The organism is Clostridioides sp. ZZV14-6345 (assembly GCF_020657775.1).
GTDB classification, from domain to species: Bacteria; Bacillota; Clostridia; order Peptostreptococcales; family Peptostreptococcaceae; genus Clostridioides; species Clostridioides difficile_D.
Genome location: NZ_JAGWCX010000018.1, coordinates 19,292 through 42,356, shown reverse-complemented (window position 1 = coordinate 42,356; position 23,065 = coordinate 19,292). Strand labels below are relative to the sequence as shown.

Here is a 23,065-nt window from a genome sequence, read left to right as displayed (position 1 = left end):
GAGCTTTATACTATTCTACTGGCACTCCTAATCCATTCATAGTTGATTTAAAACATTTAGGTATCTTAGTCCTTACTTTAGCTTCACTTTCACTCATTATATTTGTCTTAGGTCTAAATTTAGGTTCTTCTCTAGTGCTACCATGAGTCCAAACACTACCACCTTCAAATCCATACATAGGAAAGAAATGACCACCTGCAAGTGGACTCCATCCTCCATTATCTTTTATCTCAGATGTAACAGAATTTGCAGTAATTTCAGCTATTTCAGAAGCATCTAATAAATCTCCTGTTCTTTCATAAACATTTGGAATAAAACTTCCATAAGCTTGTTTAACGACCTCTTCTTTCATAATTTCCTTCATTTCTTCTCCAACTTCTGGCATAGATGCAGCAATCTTAACTTTAGTATAAGCAACTAATTCATCTAATGATTTAAATACCATCTAATTCACTACCTTATCTTTAATATTATTCATTTTTTCGATTTCCTCAGTCTCTTTAAGTACCCTCTCTTGTAATATTTCATTCTTCATCTGACCTAATTTAACCTCAGTATTCATTAATAAAGATGCAGTTAATTCATTTTCTATTTGACCAATGTAATACATCACAGTTTCTAATTCACTAGATACTTCACTATTTATTAAATTTTCTATTTCAATATTTAATTCTATGTTAGTCAATTTATCAATCAACATTTTAAGAATATCTTCTTGAGATAATGCTAAATCTGGGTTCTCCATACCAACCCATATCTTATTCAATATTTCTTCTTTAGTTTTTTTATCAGGATTTCTAACTTCTATATATTCTTCTTTTCCATTCTCATCTGTAAATGGTATTATTGCTCTTATCTCATCTTTCATTAATTTATCTACTTGTATTTTATTCATATTATCGTTCTCCCTTTATTTTATTATTGATTTATAGGTCTTACATAAAAACAAATAAAATCCTTTGTCATTAATAGTTTGTTCTTATGTATTTTTATATTAATAAATTCATCATCATTACATCGAAATGTTGTATCCTTAATGATAAGTCCATATTCATCTACTTTACTAGAGTATGAATCTTTTATATTTTCTAATTGCTTATATTCATCAACACTTAATTCTAAAATTCTCATCTTTACCTTCCCTTATTTTATTATTGGATATTTACACTTAATAGAAACTTTACAGTTTCCAGTAAACTTCAATATATTTACACCTCTTCTTAACCTAATCCACTTTCTATTAACAATATTAAACCTATTCTCACCAGTACTATTCAAAACAGTGTAATACAAATTATCTATTGTTATTTTTTCATTTAATTCTAATCCACTTATAACTAAATTGTCTTCTTCATTATCGCTGATAGTGGAGTTTCTAATTGTTATATCTCCTTCTTTTAGACATTCAATATCAATTACTGGAGCATATTCTTCATCTACATTAGACACATTATTTAGTTTAATTTCCCTTGTATCCTTGACAGTTATGACTTTTTGAAAGCTTCTATAAGCATAATTTGTATATGGCTGAAACTCTATCTCTAACACGCCATAACCTAAGTGATTAAATTTTTTAGTTATTTTTTTCATTTTAAAATAATAAACATTTTCTATATTATCTTCACTAATAAATTCTTTAAATTCTGAGGTTGTAAGCCATCTACATATATCTTCCAATATGTAATCATTCCACACTTCTGGATTATTGTATTTATCAACTAAACATATCATTACTGTAACAGTTTCTACCTCAGATTCATCTGAAAAATAGTATGGGTTATTATTAAAATTATTTTCAGACTTCAAAGGCTCACTATAAGACAATCCATAGTTATTCAAAATATCAGAATCCATAGTTACTAAAATCACACCATTATCTCTATTATATCTTCCATTAAAGTAAAAATTTTCTGAATTAAAAATAATACTCACCTTCCTCATTGCTATTTTTAACAACACATCCATCAAACAATAACATCTTATTTTTCAACCTATAAGATATATTTGAATCAATTTTATTATTATTTTGTTCTATATTTCTATAATAAAAATTTCTTGAGATGCATAAAAATTCACATAAATGATTTATAGAAGGAAAGTTTATTTTTTCACCATTTGGAAATACCAATATCTTTTTACTGGAGTTGATTTCGGATGCTTGAGTGCTAGGATTGTAATTACAAATCTTTAATTCTGCACCTATTTTCAAATATCTACATATAGTGCTAATATTTAAATTTAATATATGTCCTATTTTTTTAGTACTCCTAGTTCCGCTATTCCACAATTCCCATGCTTTAACACATAGACTATTCTGACTTTCTTCCCATGCTTTATTCCAGTCTATATTACTTAAATCTAATATATTTCCTAGCGACTTAGTAATATTTTCTTTTAACCAAGCCAACTCAGAATTTCTACAATCTATAACTATATATTTTTTTTCTTCTATTCCATTTTCTATAGCTAATTCTTTTTTAAATTTATCATTGATTTGTTCTTCTTTTAGACTTCTTACTTTATTTTTTACGCCCTTTCTAATCATTTGTTCATAGTGTTGTTTACCATGTGTTTCAATTATTATATTTAATTTCTCTATATAAAAATCATATCTTATATTCTTTGTTATCCATAAAAAATTTAAATTCGATAGTTGTGTAATGAATTTTAAATTTAACTGATTTAATATGCTAGACATAAATTTTTCTGGTACTGAAATACCATCTGAACAATATTCACAATTATAATTATCTTTATTTGAAAACTTAAATAGATTTTTGGGGTTGCTACTAATTTTATTACATCTGGGACATTTGAAATAAAATCTTTTATTTGAATTGGCATATATTAATTTAGGATTAACATTATTTTTATGCTCATCCATATATATTAAATTTGCTATATATTTATTTTTATGTAGAATTGAATTTTCATATTTTTGACAACACTTTGGGCATCTTTGACCTGTATTTATAAAATTATTTGCATTTACTTCATATATGTTACCACAATACTTGTGTTTTATTTGTATAAAAGGATTATATACTATTTTTCCATTTGGTAATTTTTCTCCAGCTCTAAAACTTTTTATGTATTCATATTCCCCATCTTTTTCTACCTCATATCTATATCGGTATTCTATTTCTTCATATTTACATTTTTTACACTTAAACATCTTATCATATCTTATATTATGCCATTTTCTATTTTCTATAAGATTTCCACATTTACATCTCCAATTATGATTATATTCTTTCCCAAAATAAACATTATCAATTAATTCTAAATACTTATTTATTAAATTGTTTACTTCTTGCTTACTCATTCCTTTTCTTATTTTTATATCTTTCAGCTCTATAAAAATCACCTTCTTTCATTTTTTTAAGTTCAAATCCGATTAAAACCAAATTTAAACGTAAAAAAATAACCCCTACTCAAAAGAGTAGGGAATCTATTAACTTGCTTTTTTCATTTCCTTATTTATTGTTCTTGCCATTTTTTCAGTTTTAGAGTCAGCATCAGCACTATCTTCTAGTGATACAATCTCAACAAAGTTATTATCTTCATCAAGAAGCAAATCAAATGTAGCCGCTAAAGAAGCGACATTTTCGGCAGATAACACTATTTCTGCATCGACTTGAGGTTTGCAATTGTAAATAGTGAACTGAAATAATGATTCTTCTCCAAACTCATCTTTCATAGATGTTACCCCTTGTATTTTAAATGATTCACCATTTGCCACATCAGATACAGTTATTCTATTTAAATTAGCTTTTTCTTCTAAATAGAATACTGACAATAAATCTTCTTCAACAGGTATACCTGAACCAGAACTCCAAGTTAAAGTAGTTTTTCCATCAGTATCCGTAATAGTTGGAGTTATTCCTATCTCGTCTAGTAATTCTTTCTTATCTTTTCCTGTTTTGAATACAGATATAGAACCAGCTTTAGCAAGACCTGGCAGTTCTATTTTCTTTTCACTATCTATTTTACCTATATATCTCTTAGATATATCTGCTGAACCTTTAGAAACCTTTCCGTCTAATAATAGTGCTAGATATTTAAATTCAAATATCTCTGTCTCTAATTTAAATGTACCTGTTTTAGCACCAGAGAAACTTATCTTAGGTATTCCTTTTGCCTTTGCGAATACCGCCTCTCCTTTTATTGATAATGTTGCTGTATTTACGTAATCCATATATAAAAATGGTTTACCTGTACTTCTTGAATACATAAATGTATTACATGAGTCTTTTAATGCATAAGCCATGTAAAAATTCCACCTTTCATTTTTTTTATTTGCACACAAAATAGCCCTGCTATTTAACAGAGCTATTTTGTATTTTTATATTTTTAGACCAATGAATCATCTTATCTGTATCAGTTTGATATTTAAATGACCAAGCATAGCCTAAACTTTCATTATAATTCTTAAATTGTATCTTAGTTTTATAGGTATTAATCAATTGCCAATAAGTCATTTGTAGTATTTCATTTATGGGAATATAACCATCAATATTTTGTACTATATTTATGTAATCACAAAGATGGTATGCTTCCTTATTTTCTTTTTCTTTTCTATATCGCTTTAATTTTTCCCATATTTTTTGTAATTCTGCATCTTTATATTCTTTAGAATCATCATCTTTAAATAAATTCTTTTTATCAATACAAAACATCTCTAAAATCAAATCTGATACTAGTCCAAAATCTTCTCGGCTTATAAAAGCATTTTTCTTTTTGTCATCAAATTTAATTAAAATACCGATTTTAATATTATTCATATACTCAATATTTTTAATATCAGTTTTATATAATATAGATAAAGATTTTTTTATCTTATCACTAAGTAATTCAACTTTCTCTGAAGAGTCTTTTCTTGATGTTAACATCATTAAATCCAAGATAGGTATAACATCATATTTACATTTCAATTCAAATGATTCTTCGTTACATAGCTGAGAATAGCTCTTTTCAAGTACTAAAAATGGATTAACTATCTCTAAATTAGCCATATCAAATTTAATAAGTTCTTCAATAGTAGGTTGGTATATAGTTCCTAAAGTCTCACTTAATTTAATTGGTAGGGCTGTGATATAATAATTTTCTAACATTACATATCACCAAAACTTTCAGCCGATACAACTATGCTGAATCCATTATAACTTGTATCTAGATTAAACATAGGAGAACAGTTCTCTAATTTTATTTTTCCTATACCTGCTATTTCCTCATTTTCAGTGATTATGTCCACTATACAACATACTAATGCAGCATCTCTTAATCCATTAAAAGTATCTTGGCATTCATCATGACATACTACACCAATTTCAATATTAGTACTTTTTATTATTCTACTTCTATCTTTATAAAGATTATATTTAAATAATGTTATGTAAACAGAAACATCTGCTTCTTTTAATACTTTTTCTACTCTTCTATTAAAAAATACTTTTTTATTTCTAAGTTCTTTAACAGGATTTTTTATATCAGGCATGGATAAAATATCTTTTTTTGATTCGTTATTATAAATCATAAATTTAGCGAAGTCTTGATTTGACATTAGAGTTGTTCCTATATTTGAAATTAACTTGTTAGGGAAATCCATATAAACTCATATATCTACCCCCTTAATATTATTTTTTTAATATCTATAGTTTCATTTGTTTCTCTGTCTTTAACCAATAGCAATGCTTCTAAGCCAGAATACTTAGCCAATGTATTAGCCTGTATGACACATCTTTTCTCATCTTGATTAATTATATTACAATATCCATATTGCTTGTCTAAGAGCCACTTAACGCCTTGAGAATGGTCTATTGTGTACTCATTTTCTTCACCTAAATTTATTATTTCTTCACCCATAATTTTACTAAAAGGAATGATTACACTATCATTTTCAGATAAATCATTCCAAGCTATATTATTTATTGTATCATCTTTTGAAATCAAGGCATCTTGTAAACAGATAGCTTTAATAAGACCATCTGCCCCCGTTTCTCTGCCATTATACTCAAAGTCATTAATACTAGTAACTCTAAATACAGTCTTACCAGTTAACATTATTCTAGTGTCAATATCTATGGTTTTAGTTATGTGATTGCTTCCAAAGTAAAGCTGTCTTTTTGTATCTGCTACAGATGTGTATTTATTATCTGCCATACCATCAGAGTAAAGAGTTAGATTTTCAACAGATATAGGGATTTTATACATTTGACCTTTATATTTATAATTAAAAAATTGATTACATCTTTTCATTACAAAGTGCTTTTTTGTATTTATTGTCTGATGTTCTTTGAATATAGTTATCCAGTAGCTATTATCATAAAATACATAACATCCTACATCCACATTCATATCTTTAGGGGTGTACAAATACTTTTCATCTAAAGCTCTTTTATCATTATTGGTAATGTCATTTATAGAAACTAAAACTTTCTTAGTTTTATCTGTGATTGTTATTTCTCCAATATCTGCTATAGGAACTATTAGTGCAGTTGGAGCAGTATTTAGATATTTTTTAAAATTACTCTCTATCTCATTGGTTGTTTTTTCTTTTAAACTTGTAGCGTCTCCTAATACTCTATCTTTATAATCATTGAAATAATCCATCAATTAAATCCTTTAAAATCTTTGTAAGAGTAGTTTCTAACCTTAGTTTTTAGTTCTGATTGAGATAGTTTTTTTAACTTCATTAATTTATCCAGCATATTAGCTTGAGACAATCTTTTAAAATCATGGTCTGTTATCTGATTCTTCAAACTATCATCTCTAAGTATTTTAGGTTGCAACCAATAATAAATCATTCCCAATGCAAGAATATTAATTTCATCTTCCTCTAAATCATCTATAATTTTTCCTCTTGTAATCCAATTAAACTCAACATCTTCATTTAACTCAATTTCAAAAGTTAATAAACATTTTGTGTCTATAAATTCTACCTTATAATCTTTATTTAATATATAAACATTTTTCGTATCTACTCCTATTAAATCTAATTTGACATCCTGACTATAAAAATCTAGTTCATAAAGCAATTTTCCTTTTTCTATAAGAAAACTTCCATAGTCACAATCAATTATAGATAAATCTTTAGTACAAGTAGTAAATTCAGTTATAGAACTTTTTAAATATCTTAATAGTAATTTTTCTACAACGGTTGCTTTCATAAAAGCCAGAATATCATCTTCTATTTGAGACAAAAATGATTCATATATTTTATATAAAGGAGTGGACATTTAACATCTCTCCTTTTATATGCTAGAAAACAAATATTTGCTATGTGATTTTTCTTCTAGTAAAATTCTTTTATAATTACTATCTAATCGTCCTTGCTTTGATAACTTAATTGCTCTCTCAACAATTCTTTTTAATATCTTTTCATTTACTTCATCTAAAGCTTTTTCAAACTTTTCATTTGTTGAATTTTCTATAAAATCATCTATACTCTCTAGTTTCATATCACATAATTTATACTTATCTTCTAATCCTAATAAATCTAATATAGAATTTAAATCTACGCCATCAAAAACATCTATAATAGACAGCCCTAATCTATCTAACATATTTTTTGACTGTGTCTTCATATTAAGTAATAAATCCAAAGAAACAGTTGTTGTATCTCCAGGCTCATCCAATTCTATAATCTCATTTGTTCTTTTACATTTATAAAATATCGAACCATTTGTTATGTTCATAATTTCAACTTCTATGTTTTTCGCATTAGCTTTTAATTCTTTTCTTATAATGCTTTTATTTTTTGTCTTAACATTAACTACTTTTTCATTTTCTTCTTTTATATTTTCTTTATTTACTTTAGCCATATTGTTCATCTCCCATCCTTATCATATAAAAATAAGAGATGAATAAATAAATCCATCTCTTATAATTTCTACCTATGCACTTATTGAATATAATCCATAGTTAACCGCTCTAACAACACCTACTAATATTTTTCTTGTAAATAAGTATTCTAATTGTCTATCTTGTCTCTTTCCAGTTCCTCTGTCTTCATCTATGAACGCATCACCTTCAAAACCAGCCATTATTGGTTTTACACCAGATGGAACTATAAATAACTTATCAGTTGCTACACCCCAAGTTTTATTGTCTTTATCATATGTATTTTTTATTTCTACACAGTCAACACCATTAAATATTCTTATATAACCATGATTTCTCTTGTCATTAGCATCTGATTCTAACCATTCTATGCCTGGTATTTTAGATAATGCTAATTTTGTCCCATATATGGTAACTTTATTTCCGCTTGAACCAGCTACTTTTTCTATAAGCTCTGTTAACTTATCGCTGTCCATAGTACCAGTAACTGTCATATCTGAATCTATACCTGTATAAGCAGATACAAATGTTTTACCTATTAATGACACTATCTCATGTTCAAATGACTTCGCAACATTTTGAACCATCTTAGCCCAATTTATTCTTCCTGCCATAAATTCATCAAATTCAGCATAAATTTTTATACCTAATTCAAATGATGTCATAGGAACTTTTGACTCTAATAATTTTTGTCTTAATAAGTTGTTTGTTCCTGCTGCTATAACTGCAACATCATAAAGTCTATCATCATCCACTTTAAATTCTATAGTATCTCCTAATGCACAGTCTTTAAATTCAACAAAAGGGGAAAAAGTCTCTTTGACTAACCTCGCAGTTGTAACTGTTAACAATTCTGTCATTATAGCGAATATATCCCATTTATTTTTCTGGAAATTATAATAATTCCATTCTCCACCAACTTTTTCTTCCAATAATTTTCTCAGTTTATCTTCTGCTTCTCCAACAGAAAACTCTTGTACATTACCAGTATATAAGTCAATTGATAGTTTTTCTAAATCTGTCAATCTTGCCATTATATTTATTCCTCCTATTTCTTTGCATAAAAATAACACCCTAAAGGTGTTTTGTATTTAATCATTATTTTTTATATTATTTCTATCATTACTGAAGGCTGTCCCTCATATGATAAAATTTTTCTAACTATTGCGACTGCTTCATTTGTTGTTTTTTTAGTTAGTTGGTAAGTAGCTGCTTTTTTCTCCAATTTATCTCCAACTACTAAGTCACCATCAAAATGAGATTTAGCTATTGTATAAACTTCACCTTTTTGTGGTAAATATGCCCTTCCAGCTATATCTTTTTTTAGTACAAAGTCTCTTTCATCTAATCTTTCATCATGCATCAAAACTGAACATTTCAATATAGCTAACTGAGAATCATCTTTTAATGCTTCTACCTCATAACACTCTCTTTCGTTTTGTGCAAATCCCTTTATTCCTAAAAAAGCTCCATTTTCTAATGGAGTTTCATTTTTATGTTTTATTGATATTGGATTTGGGTATGGTAATCTATCTAATCTTACTATTGTTGCCATTTAATTTCCTCCTTTATTTTATATAAAAATTAGCCTAAAATTCCACCATACGGCTTTTGTTTAGACTCTTTTTTCGATTTTATTGATGTTAAGTCAATTGAATTATCATCTGTATTACTAAAATTCATTTTTCCCCTTCTACTGTTAACTATTTTCATACCTTCTAAAGCATATAGTTCCTTTTGAAAAATTTCTTTAGTAATATCCTTGTTTAAAACTTTTTCTTTTAATTCTTGTATCTCATCTTCATCAAAACTAAAATTTTGAATTATAGATTCTACATCTTCTGCATATTTTTCATTATCTATTGATTTTTTGAATGTTTCAAGTTTATCTAGTTTGCATTTCATTGTATTTATCTCTTCTTCTTTTAATTGAAACTTTTCCAAAACTCTTTCTTTTAATTCATCTCTATTTGAATCGAAATGAACTGTATTTGATTCTCCTGTTTTTTCTCGCCATTCACTTATATATTCTTTTTTATTATCAAAATTAGCAGTTATTGTATCTCCACTGATTGAATAAGGTATACCATAGCATGTATAGCAATTTGAATCTTCTACTATTAAAATATTTTCATTTGGTAACAAATCTATATACCAAAATTCTCTTGAATTATATTTATCACCCCAATAATCTGTTTTTTCTATAGTTCTTGATTCTATTTGTGTATATAATTGGTCTCTTATATTCTCTACAGATAAGCCAAAGGTTTGAACCTGAGGTTCTGTATTAATCACATTGTTTTCTGGCACACTACCACTCTCCTTTTCATAGTTCCTTATCTTATTATTCATCTCTTGAACAAAAACATCATATTCGTTGTTTGAATAAATATTTAAGTTACAAGTTCCATTCATACCTTGCTCAACTTCATCACCTAAAATAGTTACTCCTCTAAACTGGAATTTTTTTATATCTGTAACCCCTGTATCTGAATTTTCTTCACTTTCAATAGTTTTTATTTCCATAGAAATATCTTTTGTACCATCATTATCTATGATTAATTGATAACTTTCATTACAGTAACCTTCCCATATATAACAATCTGCTACCAAATGCTCTACTTCATCTATTATTTCATATCTTGGATTACAACTTTCACTAAAAAGTCCAATAGGTTGTTCTAAATAAAAATATTTTAATTGATATCCATTTTCAGTTTTTATTAGCTTAGGTATTATTTTATGAGCTTCAAAATCTAATGCTTCTTCATCTGCATTTCTTTTTATATATGCTAACAATGGTCTATTTTTTAAACTTTCTTTAGCATCATCAATAGCTTCTTTAGAAAATGAAACATTTTTTCTATTTACACCTTCATGCATTATAATAGCCTTTGCTTTAAAAAAACCGTCTTCAAAATCATTAGAAAATGTTTGTATTTTACAAGGTATTTTTTCTATTTTCAAATTTATCCCACCCCCTCACTAAAAAACATATTATTAGTAAATAAATATTTCGATTTATCTTCTTGTGAAAAATTCAAAAATTTATCTGAATTGTTTTTAAACATATAAATTGTTTGAGTATCTAAATCTTGACTCATTATATATCTAAATCCTTTTGCAATTAATTCATCCTTATCTTGGTTATTTAAAGCACAAATAAAATTCACATTTCTATCCTCCTATTCTAAACTTTCACCTGTTTGTGTATTTCCTTCACTAATTTGTGAATTATCAGGTCTTCCTTTTTTTGAAATTGTATGAGCTGTCTGCATAGGCATTAGACTTTCTTCTAGTCCTAACATTTTTTCATTTTGAGTAATATTAAGTACTTGGAGAGGAGTGAGACCTTGAGTTGCTAAATATTTTTTTCTCGAACCATATAATGTCAAGTTTTCTCTTTCATCTTGAATGACTTGTCTTTTATTATATTCAGAAGTGCCTACAAAATTAAGAGTCCAGTTTCTACTTTTAGGATTTTGTCCTAATTCATCATTTATCCAATTTTCTATCATACTTTGAATTTTTAATGGAAGTAATATATCAACAGTAGCTCCTATAGCAATCGCTTCATTTGTAGATTTATTTCCATTAAATAATTCATTATTAATACCAGAATTATCATAAATACTCTCTTTTACTTTATTTATATATTCCATTATTTTAACTTTTTCATCACCTAATACAACAGAATCTACTTTCATTGGTGTAGTAATAACACCAATTCCATCAGGAACAACACTTTTTATAGACTCATGAAACATCATAAGTGTATCTTGGTCTAATAACAGATTTCCATCCTCATCTGTATCTGCTAGTTGATGTAGTAACTTAAAGTTATCAATTTTAGCATTATTATCTTGTATGTCATCCATATCTTCTAATGCTAGAAGAGAATCAAAAATATGGGCATAATATGGAATTCCTTTTTTACCCCACATATCTAAATTAAAAGCTGCTGCATTATTATCTAATTTATAATAAGAACCATCTAAGAGATTTTCATTTGCTCCTAATTTACCATTTTTATAAAGATTGTATAAATTTTGGATTTCAGCAGGATAAAAACCTATACTTTCATCAGTTATACCAGATAAATCTATAGCATACTTTGATACCATATTATTATTTTTACCTACTATTTTACATAAACTTGCTGGTATTTCTTGAATTAAGATACTGTTTTTATTTTCTCTCTTGTAAATATACAGTTCGCCATTGGTCAGTATTCTTTCAGCCATCCATTTTGCATTAAATTTTATTTTAAACTTTTCTACATATTTAGCTGCTTCATATTCTTTTTTCTGCATAATTTCAGTTGTCTTATATTTGCTAACATCAGTAGGTATTATAAAATGGTCATATGTTAAAATCATAGATTTATATAATATGAATTCTTTTAACATACCATTCGTTAATTTTAATATTTCTGATGCTTCTTGCAGAATATCTACATTTTCTAAAGGATTTTTCAAAGCTGTTCTTACTTGTTTTCTTGTTATTTTTCTTGGTCTATAGATTTTGTTATATACTTTTTCAATGTTTTTTAGAGGATTTTTAGACTCAAATATTAAATTTGAAGCGAATTGATTTGTATTTTCTTTTTTTATATTTTTTATTGGATTATCTATATCTCTATCTTTCACCCAACCATATCACCACACTTTAATTTAAGAATAAGAATTTTTTCTTATTCTTTTTCTTATTTTTGTATTCTCTCTCTTCTATTAAATTTGCTAAGAAATTACAATACCCAACCGAGCTATATCTATCTTTTCTATTTCTGCCCTTTTCAGTTATTCTTATTTTTCCTTCTCTATTCTCATATTCTAATGTTATCAATTCATTTACTAATGCATCTGTTTGAATATATGGCAGTAATAATTTAGCCTCTGCTGTTGCTCTTCCTTCTAAGTCTTCGGTCTTTATTTTATTTTGTTCATATATCATTTCCTTTGCTTCAAGGCTACTTATAGGCAAATATATATTTTTATTTATAAATGCATCTCTTAATGAAAGTGCTATTTTACTATTTATCTCAGTGTAAGCTTTCATTGAATAAACTACATCTATTGCATTTCTTGACATACTCTTATCTACTGCATTATCTTCATTAAAACAAGTAAATGCATTATGCCATTTATCTCTTTCCGAGTCATAATTTTCCTTTTGAATATAACTCCATACAGTAGTACCAATACCTCCAGTGTCTATAATCATATTGTCCGCATCAAAATCTTCAAATAATTGTTTTAATCTTATACATTGCTTTTCTGCTTCCATACCATTATAAGATTCCATATGTACTATATATCTTTTATAGGTGTCTCCATTTGGAATTAATCTCATTAAAGTAAATATTGAATTGTCATTATTACTTCCTTTTGCTAAAGCTATGTCTGCACCAATTATCCTATATTCATTTTTTACTTTAGGTAATTTATATTTCTTATTTTTAGAATTTTTATATTTTAAATACTCAGTATTATCTGGAGGGTAGAATACATTATCTAATGTCCTACATGGATTTATCCAACTAGATTTAAAGAAAGCTGAATCACTTTCATTAAAAAATACTCCACAATACTCCATTAAGAAAGATGATGGCGACATACTTTCTTTTTTCATTTCTTTTTTTATTCTTTTTTTTGTTAAAAGACCATGTTCTAAAGAACATATAAATGGTATATTACAAGAAAAAGATGATTCCCCCTTTAACATCCCTTCTATTGTTTCTTTATAACGCTGATAGCTCCATTCATGTTGATACCAACCCGAAGAAAGGTATACTTCTATATTTTCTTCTCTTAAATCAGAGTACTCTGGATTACTTAAATAACCGGGTTGTCTAGGAGTGTTTAAGAATGGCAGTAATACATTATCTACAACATCTAAGGAAAGCATTCTATATTCATCTATAATTAAGCAATTCGCTCTATATCCTCTTGCATCATCATTAGAAACAACTGCTTCTATTCTACTTCCATTATAAAATTCAATATAAACTTCATTATTGTTATTTTGAAGAACTTTTATTTCTTTTCTTAGAGCTTCAGATTTTAATACTAAATCACCCATTATTTTACTTGTAATAAGCAATTTTGCTTGTTTCTTTCGTTTAGAGGCAATTAATATTGATGAACCCGGATATAGTATAGCTCTCAAACAAGCATATACAGCTAAAAGCCATGATTTACCTATCCCTCTTGTAGCAATAATACAAACTTGGTCAGATTGATTCATCATGTATATAATTATTTGTTGAAACATATGTAATTTAATATTTAAATAGTCTCTAGCAAAACGATGAGGATTTTCTTTATAGAAAGCTCCCCAATATTCACCAATTCCTTTTAGTAAATCTTCTCTTGTATCATTAGTTAAATCATCTCTATATTCATACTCGGTAAAATCTCTATCTAATTTAACATCTTCATTCATCTTTTGAACCTTTGATTATTTCATTAAACTCATCATTTAATTCAATATTCTTGTCCCCATCATCAACATCATAATTTCCTTTTGCTAATCCTAGAGCCATAGCAGTAGGTTTTATAAAAAACTTATAAATATATTTATAAATACCATCAACGTCTTTATACTGTTTGGCTTTATCTCGAACAGGTTTAGTCTTTTCATATATTTGCATTATTTTACCAAATATCAAATTGTCATCATCATCTATTTTACTTTTAGATGATGGTTTTATGTCTGCGTCTGCCATAAGCTTAGATAATGTATCTGTGTATTTTTTTACACTATCATCATCTTCTATATATGCCCAATTTAATTTCCAGAGACATTTACTTATTTGTTGTAATAAAGTTTTTTGAGTTGGGGTTTTATCATTATAAAATTTAGAATACTCATCATATTTTTCTTCCAAATATTCATAATCATCATACTCTAACCCTTTTCCCCATTTTCTAATAAGTTTTTTAGGTATTTTATCTTTTAAATTTTCTTTGCTTTCAGATTCTGTTTCAACTTTATTAATATCTTCTAATACTTCAATATTATCTAATGTACTTTTTATTTTATATTTACTATTTGATGTTATTTGCCTTATATATTCTCCAAACCAATCCTTGCCATTATGTTTAGATTTCTCTATACAATTATTTAATAATTCTTCATTGCAATATAAATCCATCGTCATTAAAAGTCTTTGAAATGCTTTCTTTATATCCATGTTATATAACGATAATAATTTACTGTATCTATCCTTCACACAATCTTTACATATAGGGAAAACTCCTATAACACTATATAACTCACTAGAACTACTATAAAAATCTCTTGCTGCCGACTTTTCTTCTCCACAGCAAAAACATTTAATCTTACCTTTTCTAGCCAATCTATCACTCTCCTTTTGAGATGAAAAAGAGAGGTCAGCATGAAACTGACCTCAGAAGGGAGATTGAATTTAGCCCTTTAAAGGACTAATACCATATCATAATGATGAAATATTATCGTATTAGTCCTTTAATAATTAGCTCTATTTAAGCTTAATATTATAAGTACATAATCTTCCATCATCATTAAATATCATTAATTTTTGCATTGCATATGAACTTAATCTTAGATTCTTAGCATATGTATCTGTTCCAGAAAAACTTCCATTTACAATAATTTCACTTTCTCCATAACTATCTTCTTTACAATTATGTAGATGAGCCATGAAAATATAATCAGGAATTGATTTTATTAGAGAGGTTAATTTAGGAATTGCTGTAGACATTTTATCTTTATCTCCATGTACTGCGAAACATGTATTTCCACATATTCTAGCTACTATTATGTCATTATCATATATGTTCTCTTGGTATATTACATTGCCTAAACTTTTAATTCTTAGCTTTATATATTCATCTATTAATAATGTAAAATTATCTTTATCTAAGTTTTCATCTTTTTTAGGAAGAACTCTATCATGATTTCCACCCACTGAATAAACAATAATTTTATCAATTTCTTTAGATAGTTCATATATAAATTCACTAATTATTTCAGATACTTCTATAATTTGTTCAACTATATTTTCTCTATTTTCTAACCTTATAGAATTATGTATATGTCCAGAAATTAAATCTCCAAGTAACATTACATGTAGTCTCTTAACCTTATGTAACTTACTATATTCAATAATTTTATCTTTTAAATATTGTATCCTTATCTTGAATATTTCTGAATTATATCTATTAAATGCATTAATAGTCTCTAATCCATAATGTATGTCTGAAATTAGCATAATAGCCTCTTGATTTGAAGATTCATAGCTTTTGTAACTAGAATCACTTAGAAACGGCTTATGAAGTGATATATCATCTATTTTATTATTAAATAAATCAATTATATTATCCACTCTTGAATATTCTCTTATTTTCTTATTTACTAATGACCTTTCATCAGATAACTGTACTTTCATCTTTTTCAACTCTAATATTTTCTCATTTATTTTATCAATCTCTTCTTGAGTAGAATTATCCTGTATCTTAGAATTAAGATAATCAAAAGCCTCTTTCAAGCCATAAGAAACCTTTCTACAATGGTCTGGAGAACATTCTAACCCTAATAGTTCAACTATCTCTCCCCAATCCAAATCTATCTCTTTATTAGCTTTTGCTAATCGTATTCTAAACCTGTAATCAATCAAAGATTCATCTTCTTTTTTCTTCAATATGTCTTCCATATTCAATATCTCCCTGTTTATCACATAAATATCATTATCGATATATTAAGTAAAAATAAATAGCCCAATGTTAATTTATTGGACTATTGTTTCACTTAATCTTATCGTTATGTTTAAATCTGTATCACCAGTATACTTATCCAAAACATCACTAAGTAATACTTCATGGTCTCCATCTTTCAAATGTTCTATAATTTTATATGTATTATTTTCTTGTTTTATTATTTCACATTTTTCTAACACTGTTCCTTTATTATTTTTCATGTACTCTCACCTTTTTTTATAATTTTATTAACTCTACTGGGAATATATTTATTTGCAAATTAGGCAGCCTTGTAGCTAACAATAGCTAATATAAGTTAACGCATTTAGCATTTATCAAGGATTTTCTATAACTTTTTTATTTTATTTTTACTATTTTAATAATTTAATCTTTTATCCTTGAGATTTTACATTTGAATTTTTAACTTTAAGCTTTATATCCATCTTGTATACAGTACAATTGTTCTGTTTGTATGTACTTATCTCTTTTATATAAGCTGTTTGATTTTTAACCCAAAACCAATGGGAACTTATAATTTATGTTATTCGCCTAACCTGCAAATTAAAAAATAGCCTAATTAAAGACTATTTTAAATCTATTTCTATAATTGTAAGTGCATTTGATGTACTCAATGCAAAATCAACTTCTTTTTCAAATTCTTCTATTTCATCCCTTAACTTTTCTATTTTCTCTCTTACTTTTAAAGGGTCTACTAAAGACCATTCTTGTTGTTTTTTATAAAATGAAATAAGTTCTGCTCCATCTTTACTTTTTTCTTTTTCCTCAAACATTCTGTCTGTATTTCTTTGTACTTCTTCATTTCTACGATTTACTTCAGACATCATACAATCATAGTTACTAACCATTTGTCTCAACAAGGATTTATCTAATTCTATACTATTTTTTCTTTTTATTGCTTCTAAAACTGTATAATTTTTATTACCAATTTGAACATTTGTTATAGCATTAGAGATATTAATTGCTTTATCTAATGCGTTATAATTATATATTAAATCTTCTATTTGTTGGTATTTACTTGAAACTTCTACATTAAAATCTTCTACACTTGTTTTTGTTTCATATACATTTTTATCAGACCCTTTTTTAGTACCTACAATTTTGAAATTACTAATGCATCTATCTATCTTATCTTCTAATAACTTCTTTTCTGCTAAAGCTTTATGAACATTATATTTAACCATAAAAACATCTCCCTTTTAATTAAAATATTATTTAAAAATAACAAACTTTTTTTTATTGGAAGAGAGGAAGGGATTTGAACCCTCGTATCAAATTAATTGACCTAATAGTTTAGCAAACTATCCTCTTTACCGCTTGAGTACCTCTCCATATTTGGTAGGAATAATAGGAGTCGAACCTATGACCTTTCGGGTATAAACCGAATGCTCTAACCACCTGAGCTATATCCCTTTTGAAAACAAATTTAAATTATATTACCAATTTAAAATCTATATCATTTTCCTCTAACCAGCTTTTAGCTATCTTTTCCATCTTTAAGATTTCTTCATCTGAAAATCTAGCTAATCCTTTACCTTTTCGATTTCTAACATTAATGCCAAGTTTATAGTTAATAAATCTATAAAATTCATCCCATGCTTTACCAAACATACAATTAAATTTTTTAACTGCTATTGTCCTAACACATTTATTAATAATAGCTTTACTTTCTGTTATAGTGACTGAATTAGTTATAACATCTTCTAAATAAGATATTCTTTTATTCTTCAACCCTATTAATTCTGTCTGTAGTACAGATAATTTATTATGGTCGCCAGAAATTATCGCTTCAAGCATGTCTTCTTTTATATTTTGTTCATTTCTAATTTCTTCTATTACAATTTCAGTTTGTTCTTCTGCATCATGTACAATATCTAGTAATCTAGTTCTAACTTCTTTAGCAACTTCTGAATCTCTAAGTAACATGCCTATTCTAAGAATAGCTCTTTTAGGTATTAATATTAGACCTCTTGGAGGAATTTTAAAAGTGACATCCAGTCCCTTTTTAGTATTTTCAAGTACTTCAGCTATATCATTGTATTTATATAACTTAAGACCATCTAATTCTAATTCAATTCTATTTCTCTGTATAAGTTTTTTTATTGTATCTCTATCTACTTCATAATACTCAGAAACAAGTTCTACTGTACTAAAATCTGTATTTGCTAAAGTTAATATCTCTTTCACATGTTCCAATACATCTACTCTATCTATATTTCTATCTCTTAATTCTTTATTTTCTATAAGTTTTTCACCATTCATTTGACCAAATCTCCCTTTTAGTATTTATTTAAAAGGAAGAAAGACTTACTGCTATCTCACGACATGGGCTTTCTTCCAGCTCTGAAATGGTGAGTAATTATCCCACAAATTTCATGTTGTAGTTTAATATTTTAGTGACATCATCATCTCATATTATAAGATGCCTATTATTAGTCACCAGAGCTTTTCAAAATGAGCTATCTCTGTTAATTGTATTAACTTTTAACATATTCTAGGTTTACTATCATATATCACTATATAAGGGGGCTTTTAACCCCTATGTATTAAATTAAAAATAGTAAATCCGAAGCTTTAGCTGAGGATAACAACTGAACGAAGTGAAGGCGTTAGTAATAGCTACCGCGTCACTTACGTTCCTTGCTATCACTTCGGCTAAAGCCTTGTGATTTAATATTATAATTATAAAATCCTACTTATTACATATTTTATATAATGTTTCTTGTTTCTTTTTTGTTCTTTTTCTAGCTTTTTCAATCCTATAATTACATTCTTTTAAATAATTAATGAATTTATTAGCAGACATTACTCTTCTTTTATTATCTTTTAACTCATATGTATTGATGATATCTTCCAATTCATATTTAAATAACCATTTATTTAAATAGTCATCTTGTATAACCAATCCTTCTTCTAATAATTTATTTTGTTTCTTTATTTTTTCTTTGCCTATTGCTGCATCTATATCAGCACAACCTTTACATTGTCCATTGCTCCAATAATATAATTGCAATTTCACTTCATAATCTAATGCATCCTTTTCATTTTCAAAATATCTAATAATATTAACATTATAATTATTGTTATTACTCTTTACTATGTTATCCCACTTTTCATTTCTAATTTGATTATAAATTCTGTCTCCTATTCCTTTACCAATATAAAAGACATTCTCTTTACCATCATGATCTATAATGTAATGTTTATAAACATAATATTTATCCTTTTCAAAGTATTGTAAATTCATAATAGTCACCTTTAAAATATTTCTTTCAAAAAATCCGATGACCTGCATATTGATATATATATTTATATAAGTATGCGAGTCATCGGAAAAATTAATATGAGTTGTATTTTACTAATTTATTATTAATATTACTATTATTATTTCTATACCTAAAAGCTTTAACAATTATATCTAATAACTCTTTATTTTTCATAACATTAGTTCTATATTCTGTCTTATGTACTTGATATAACTTAACTAATCCTATTTCTCTTGCAAATTCATTAAATGCTATGTATTTATCTTTCTGAGTTACATTTAATTCATGTTTATTATGTTTTACCATATTTACTACTCTATTATAATTTTCTCTATCTTTTAAAAATGGTGTATTTGCTATAATTCTACATGCATTTAGATAATCTTCATACAAACTATTATCAACTATGATATTGTCTTTTCTTTTAAAGTTTATATTTTTATCTGCTACCAGTTTCACCTGATATCTAAAATTATCTAATTCTTTATCTTGATTTACTCTATTTTTACAATTTTCTTTATGTGGTATTAATTCACTTTTAATACTTAAGACATCTATGTCTTTAAAAGTAGCATATGTAATTGTTTTAGATAGATTAGAAGGCATAAAGATATTATTTTTAATTAATTTATTTTTATATCTTGATACAGTACTTTTGTCTATTCCTACTATATTTGCAATTTGATTTGATGATAACACGCTAATATTACCTTTCATGTCCTGCATACTTAAAATTACAGCCATATAATACAACAATTTATCTACATCTGTTTTATTATCAAATCTCCAAACATTATAAGCAATTTGTTTAAAGATATCATATGCTATATATTCACTGTCTTTTATTTCTTTTTTATAAAACTTTCTTTTTTTGCCTTTTCCATGATAAGAGATATTATTTTTTTCTAATTTAGTAATACATTTTTTAAAATCTTTATATAATGTATTTTCACTAACACATATTATCTTGCTTACTTCTTTTATATTTATCTCTTCTATGATATCATCCTCTCTTTCTTAATAAAAAGAAAAAGAAAGACTTACTGCTATCTCACGACATGGGCTTTCTTTTTACTTAAAAGGTGGAGATTAATGGAATCGAACCATTAAAAATCTCCTGTATCTCCATAATGATAAGCCTAATTCAAGACTTATCTATTTAATTTTGTATTTTATTTAGTTTATGACTATTTTAATATCATATGTTCTTTTACAAAAGAAGTTATAAATTTAACTGTTGGTTTAGTACTGGCTGGTACAATATATTTTTCTCCTTCTTTTCCTGGTAAAGTATGTGTTTTTTCACATGCTTCTATTTCTTTTCTTCCTATTTTTAGAAATCCACCTATAGTAGCGTCTTCACCTGATTTAAATATATCTACAACTAGTTCTTTAAATGCATCTAATACTACATCTACTTCTTTTTGTTTTAGTTCTAATCCTTCTTCTTTTAGTTTCTCTTGAAATAATTTTACATACTCATTTTTTCTCATTTTCAATCTCTCCTCGACTTTATACATTTTATTTATTTGTAGTAGCATTAATTACCCCTACATATATTAATATCTTTTCCAGCCGATTTTATACCCTATTTTGGACACCATCTTGTCTACAAGTTTTACACATTGACTTATAACCCTTTTTTCCATTTCTATCAAACCTTTGTATTAGCTTGATTTCTCCACACTTACTACATTTTTTATATTTCCCTTTTACTAAATAAACATAATAATATTCATCTTCATATATTTCAGTATATTTGTCTATAAATTTATTTACTATTCTATCAATATGTAAATTTACATTTTTTTGTGCTATACCTAATTGCTTGGCTATTTCATTTTGAGTAACACCCTTCTCCCATGATGATAATATAATTTTTTGTGTGTCAGTTAATTCTATTTTATTTAATATATCTTGCTTACTTAATGCTATCTCATCTATTAAGTTTTCATTGTAGGGAATTTGTAATAATTCTTTTACATGTACTGGGTCAAACAAATCTATTAAATCACAATCCATAATAATATTATTACCACTATCTTTTAATGGAGCTTTCCATACTATATTTTTATCTTTTTGTAATTTTACTTGTAACATATCATCTGTAACCATAGCCATTTGTCTCAATGCAAATTTATAAACATCACCACCTTTTGTAATTTTGAGTTCTTTATTATTTATATTTTTATCTTTTGCTAACTTTTCTCTAAGCTCTTTATTGTTTTTTAAATTTAATAAATACTGCTTATACTTATAATAATCTTCTATTTCTGGATACTTTACTCTATCTTTTTTAGTTATTTTTGTGTCTGGAGCTAGTTTGAAATTTTTTTGATTTTTTAATATTCTTATTGGTTTCCCTTTTGAATATTCACTGTTTCCATTCTCGTATTCTACTACTTCTCCATGTTTTCGTATCTTTTTTTCTTGCTGAATCATTCTTTTGAATTCTGTTAAAGATGTATATATTTTTACATTTTCCTTTTCTTTGTTTTTGTTATCTTTTGTCAATAAATATGTACCTAGTCTTTCTAAAAAATGACTTATATTAGTATTTGACCATAATACATCTGTTGTATTTAAATTAGCTTTACATATTCCTCTATCAAATATTTCTTGCCAAAATTTATCATTGCTGAATTTAAGACCTTCTATATCTTTTAAATTTAATAACTCATTAATAAACTCTTTTCTTTCTTCTAATGTTTCTAATTTATCATCCAATTTAGATATATAATCCCAAATATTTTTATTATTTATTTTCCCTTTGAAATCGCCACTTGCTAAAGCCATAAGCCACCCCCTCATCATTATTATGTCTATCACATTTATTACCATGATATTGACATTCTGGACATTTATATATATTTCTTTTCCCAATTATATTCCAGTCATCTAAAAATTCACTATAATCCTCTCTTAACATTTTTATATTCTTGTTTACCATTTTTTAGCCCTTTCATCCCTTTATATTTTTTCATTCTCCTCATCTTAACTACCTCCATTCATATTTTTATTTTTAATTTTATTTAGTTGTTAACGCTTTTTCACATGTAAATTTCCTCCTAATTATTTAATAATTTATCTCATTTTATCTATAATTATATATTAACATTTTATATTATTTTTGTCAATTTCGTATTTTATTTAGCTTATTATTAGCTAAAATAGTTCCACATAATATGCTTTTCTTATACA

Annotated in this window: 27 protein-coding genes and 2 tRNA genes; all 29 read right to left on the bottom strand. The window is 26.5% G+C overall.

Features of this window, described 5'->3' with window-relative positions:
- Positions 1-10 precede the first annotated feature (10 nt).
- Positions 11-445 carry a hypothetical protein gene (locus KGF39_RS06905; RefSeq protein WP_227821714.1) on the bottom strand — a complete coding sequence of 145 codons (435 nt, stop codon included), beginning with the start codon at positions 443-445 and terminating at the stop codon, positions 11-13.
- Entirely contained in the window at positions 446-895 is a 450-nt protein-coding gene (locus KGF39_RS06900; RefSeq protein WP_227821713.1) for a hypothetical protein, read from the bottom strand.
- Between the two features lie 23 nt (positions 896-918).
- Complete coding sequence (locus tag KGF39_RS06895; protein ID WP_227821712.1) at positions 919-1,131, bottom strand: hypothetical protein; 213 nt, start codon at positions 1,129-1,131, stop codon at positions 919-921.
- A 12-nt stretch (positions 1,132-1,143) separates the two neighbouring features.
- The gene (locus KGF39_RS06890) at positions 1,144-1,965 is read right to left on the bottom strand and encodes a phage tail domain-containing protein (protein WP_227821711.1); all 822 of its coding nucleotides are present in this window, start codon (positions 1,963-1,965) and stop codon (positions 1,144-1,146) included.
- The gene (locus tag KGF39_RS06885) at positions 1,916-3,325 is read right to left on the bottom strand and encodes a hypothetical protein (protein WP_227821710.1); all 1,410 of its coding nucleotides are present in this window, start codon (positions 3,323-3,325) and stop codon (positions 1,916-1,918) included. Before KGF39_RS06885 ends, KGF39_RS06890 begins: the two co-directional genes overlap by 50 nt.
- 129 nt (positions 3,326-3,454) lie before the next feature.
- On the bottom strand, positions 3,455-4,270 hold the full coding sequence (locus tag KGF39_RS06880) for a hypothetical protein (RefSeq protein ID WP_227821709.1): 816 nt from the start codon (positions 4,268-4,270) through the stop codon (positions 3,455-3,457).
- Between the two features lie 49 nt (positions 4,271-4,319).
- Positions 4,320-5,114, bottom strand: coding sequence for a hypothetical protein (locus KGF39_RS06875; protein WP_227821708.1), 795 nt, complete (start codon positions 5,112-5,114; stop codon positions 4,320-4,322).
- The gene (locus KGF39_RS06870; RefSeq protein ID WP_227821707.1) at positions 5,114-5,608 is read right to left on the bottom strand and encodes a hypothetical protein; all 495 of its coding nucleotides are present in this window, start codon (positions 5,606-5,608) and stop codon (positions 5,114-5,116) included. Before KGF39_RS06870 ends, KGF39_RS06875 begins: the two co-directional genes overlap by 1 nt.
- A 14-nt stretch (positions 5,609-5,622) precedes the next feature.
- Entirely contained in the window at positions 5,623-6,612 is a 990-nt protein-coding gene (locus tag KGF39_RS06865) for a hypothetical protein (protein WP_227821706.1), read from the bottom strand.
- Positions 6,612-7,238 carry a hypothetical protein gene (locus KGF39_RS06860; protein ID WP_227821705.1) on the bottom strand — a complete coding sequence of 209 codons (627 nt, stop codon included), beginning with the start codon at positions 7,236-7,238 and terminating at the stop codon, positions 6,612-6,614. The genes KGF39_RS06865 and KGF39_RS06860 overlap by 1 nt, the downstream gene beginning before the upstream one ends.
- Before the next feature lie 15 nt (positions 7,239-7,253).
- A complete protein-coding gene (locus KGF39_RS06855; RefSeq protein WP_227821704.1) occupies positions 7,254-7,823 on the bottom strand; it encodes a hypothetical protein in 570 nt (189 codons plus the stop codon).
- A 72-nt stretch (positions 7,824-7,895) separates the two neighbouring features.
- Entirely contained in the window at positions 7,896-8,876 is a 981-nt protein-coding gene (locus KGF39_RS06850; RefSeq protein WP_227821703.1) for a hypothetical protein, read from the bottom strand.
- A gap of 71 nt (positions 8,877-8,947) precedes the next feature.
- Positions 8,948-9,397: a hypothetical protein gene (locus KGF39_RS06845; protein WP_227821702.1), complete on the bottom strand. Its 450-nt coding sequence runs from the start codon at positions 9,395-9,397 to the stop codon at positions 8,948-8,950.
- 29 nt (positions 9,398-9,426) lie between these two features.
- Entirely contained in the window at positions 9,427-10,809 is a 1,383-nt protein-coding gene (locus tag KGF39_RS06840) for a hypothetical protein (protein WP_227821701.1), read from the bottom strand.
- Between the two features lie 2 nt (positions 10,810-10,811).
- Entirely contained in the window at positions 10,812-11,015 is a 204-nt protein-coding gene (locus tag KGF39_RS06835; RefSeq protein WP_227821700.1) for a hypothetical protein, read from the bottom strand.
- A 12-nt stretch (positions 11,016-11,027) separates the two neighbouring features.
- Complete coding sequence (locus KGF39_RS06830) at positions 11,028-12,491, bottom strand: hypothetical protein (RefSeq protein WP_227821699.1); 1,464 nt, start codon at positions 12,489-12,491, stop codon at positions 11,028-11,030.
- A 19-nt stretch (positions 12,492-12,510) separates the two neighbouring features.
- A complete protein-coding gene (locus tag KGF39_RS06825; RefSeq protein ID WP_227821698.1) occupies positions 12,511-14,286 on the bottom strand; it encodes a hypothetical protein in 1,776 nt (591 codons plus the stop codon).
- Entirely contained in the window at positions 14,279-15,202 is a 924-nt protein-coding gene (locus tag KGF39_RS06820; RefSeq protein ID WP_227821697.1) for a hypothetical protein, read from the bottom strand. Before KGF39_RS06820 ends, KGF39_RS06825 begins: the two co-directional genes overlap by 8 nt.
- 141 nt (positions 15,203-15,343) lie before the next feature.
- Complete coding sequence (locus KGF39_RS06815) at positions 15,344-16,537, bottom strand: metallophosphoesterase (protein WP_227821696.1); 1,194 nt, start codon at positions 16,535-16,537, stop codon at positions 15,344-15,346.
- 75 nt (positions 16,538-16,612) lie between these two features.
- Positions 16,613-16,801: a hypothetical protein gene (locus KGF39_RS06810; protein WP_009894806.1), complete on the bottom strand. Its 189-nt coding sequence runs from the start codon at positions 16,799-16,801 to the stop codon at positions 16,613-16,615.
- A gap of 363 nt (positions 16,802-17,164) precedes the next feature.
- Entirely contained in the window at positions 17,165-17,782 is a 618-nt protein-coding gene (locus KGF39_RS06805) for a hypothetical protein (RefSeq protein ID WP_227821695.1), read from the bottom strand.
- A 56-nt stretch (positions 17,783-17,838) separates the two neighbouring features.
- A tRNA-Ser gene (locus tag KGF39_RS06800) sits at positions 17,839-17,929 on the bottom strand.
- A 5-nt stretch (positions 17,930-17,934) separates the two neighbouring features.
- Positions 17,935-18,011 (bottom strand) — tRNA-Ile (locus KGF39_RS06795).
- A gap of 18 nt (positions 18,012-18,029) precedes the next feature.
- On the bottom strand, positions 18,030-18,860 hold the full coding sequence (locus tag KGF39_RS06790; protein ID WP_227821694.1) for a hypothetical protein: 831 nt from the start codon (positions 18,858-18,860) through the stop codon (positions 18,030-18,032).
- A gap of 430 nt (positions 18,861-19,290) precedes the next feature.
- Positions 19,291-19,845 (bottom strand): hypothetical protein, encoded by a 555-nt coding sequence (locus KGF39_RS06785; RefSeq protein WP_227821693.1) that lies wholly within the window; start codon positions 19,843-19,845, stop codon positions 19,291-19,293.
- A 91-nt stretch (positions 19,846-19,936) separates the two neighbouring features.
- Positions 19,937-20,608: a hypothetical protein gene (locus KGF39_RS06780; protein ID WP_227821692.1), complete on the bottom strand. Its 672-nt coding sequence runs from the start codon at positions 20,606-20,608 to the stop codon at positions 19,937-19,939.
- A 443-nt stretch (positions 20,609-21,051) separates the two neighbouring features.
- A complete protein-coding gene (locus tag KGF39_RS06775; protein ID WP_021403118.1) occupies positions 21,052-21,357 on the bottom strand; it encodes an HU family DNA-binding protein in 306 nt (101 codons plus the stop codon).
- 88 nt (positions 21,358-21,445) lie between these two features.
- A complete protein-coding gene (locus KGF39_RS06770) occupies positions 21,446-22,660 on the bottom strand; it encodes a LuxR C-terminal-related transcriptional regulator (RefSeq protein WP_227821691.1) in 1,215 nt (404 codons plus the stop codon).
- The gene (locus KGF39_RS06765; protein WP_227821690.1) at positions 22,620-22,814 is read right to left on the bottom strand and encodes a hypothetical protein; all 195 of its coding nucleotides are present in this window, start codon (positions 22,812-22,814) and stop codon (positions 22,620-22,622) included. The genes KGF39_RS06770 and KGF39_RS06765 overlap by 41 nt, the downstream gene beginning before the upstream one ends.
- Positions 22,815-23,065 lie beyond the last annotated feature (251 nt).

Coding starts and splice junctions, on each gene's coding strand:
- KGF39_RS06810 (WP_009894806.1), bottom strand. CDS start 16,801: ATGAAAAATAATAAAGGAACAGTGTTAGAAAAATGTGAAATAATAAAA.
- KGF39_RS06765 (WP_227821690.1), bottom strand. CDS start 22,814: ATGGTAAACAAGAATATAAAAATGTTAAGAGAGGATTATAGTGAATTT.
- KGF39_RS06890 (WP_227821711.1), bottom strand. CDS start 1,965: ATGGATGTGTTGTTAAAAATAGCAATGAGGAAGGTGAGTATTATTTTT.
- KGF39_RS06905 (WP_227821714.1), bottom strand. CDS start 445: ATGGTATTTAAATCATTAGATGAATTAGTTGCTTATACTAAAGTTAAG.
- KGF39_RS06885 (WP_227821710.1), bottom strand. CDS start 3,325: ATGAGTAAGCAAGAAGTAAACAATTTAATAAATAAGTATTTAGAATTA.
- KGF39_RS06900 (WP_227821713.1), bottom strand. CDS start 895: ATGAATAAAATACAAGTAGATAAATTAATGAAAGATGAGATAAGAGCA.
- KGF39_RS06855 (WP_227821704.1), bottom strand. CDS start 7,823: ATGGCTAAAGTAAATAAAGAAAATATAAAAGAAGAAAATGAAAAAGTA.
- KGF39_RS06850 (WP_227821703.1), bottom strand. CDS start 8,876: ATGGCAAGATTGACAGATTTAGAAAAACTATCAATTGACTTATATACT.
- KGF39_RS06815 (WP_227821696.1), bottom strand. CDS start 16,537: ATGGAAGACATATTGAAGAAAAAAGAAGATGAATCTTTGATTGATTAC.
- KGF39_RS06875 (WP_227821708.1), bottom strand. CDS start 5,114: ATGTTAGAAAATTATTATATCACAGCCCTACCAATTAAATTAAGTGAG.
- KGF39_RS06805 (WP_227821695.1), bottom strand. CDS start 17,782: ATGGTTAAATATAATGTTCATAAAGCTTTAGCAGAAAAGAAGTTATTA.
- KGF39_RS06770 (WP_227821691.1), bottom strand. CDS start 22,660: ATGGCTTTAGCAAGTGGCGATTTCAAAGGGAAAATAAATAATAAAAAT.
- KGF39_RS06780 (WP_227821692.1), bottom strand. CDS start 20,608: ATGGCTGTAATTTTAAGTATGCAGGACATGAAAGGTAATATTAGCGTG.
- KGF39_RS06880 (WP_227821709.1), bottom strand. CDS start 4,270: ATGGCTTATGCATTAAAAGACTCATGTAATACATTTATGTATTCAAGA.
- KGF39_RS06785 (WP_227821693.1), bottom strand. CDS start 19,845: ATGAATTTACAATACTTTGAAAAGGATAAATATTATGTTTATAAACAT.
- KGF39_RS06865 (WP_227821706.1), bottom strand. CDS start 6,612: ATGGATTATTTCAATGATTATAAAGATAGAGTATTAGGAGACGCTACA.
- KGF39_RS06775 (WP_021403118.1), bottom strand. CDS start 21,357: ATGAGAAAAAATGAGTATGTAAAATTATTTCAAGAGAAACTAAAAGAA.
- KGF39_RS06870 (WP_227821707.1), bottom strand. CDS start 5,608: ATGGATTTCCCTAACAAGTTAATTTCAAATATAGGAACAACTCTAATG.
- KGF39_RS06895 (WP_227821712.1), bottom strand. CDS start 1,131: ATGAGAATTTTAGAATTAAGTGTTGATGAATATAAGCAATTAGAAAAT.
- KGF39_RS06845 (WP_227821702.1), bottom strand. CDS start 9,397: ATGGCAACAATAGTAAGATTAGATAGATTACCATACCCAAATCCAATA.
- KGF39_RS06790 (WP_227821694.1), bottom strand. CDS start 18,860: ATGAATGGTGAAAAACTTATAGAAAATAAAGAATTAAGAGATAGAAAT.
- KGF39_RS06860 (WP_227821705.1), bottom strand. CDS start 7,238: ATGTCCACTCCTTTATATAAAATATATGAATCATTTTTGTCTCAAATA.
- KGF39_RS06825 (WP_227821698.1), bottom strand. CDS start 14,286: ATGAATGAAGATGTTAAATTAGATAGAGATTTTACCGAGTATGAATAT.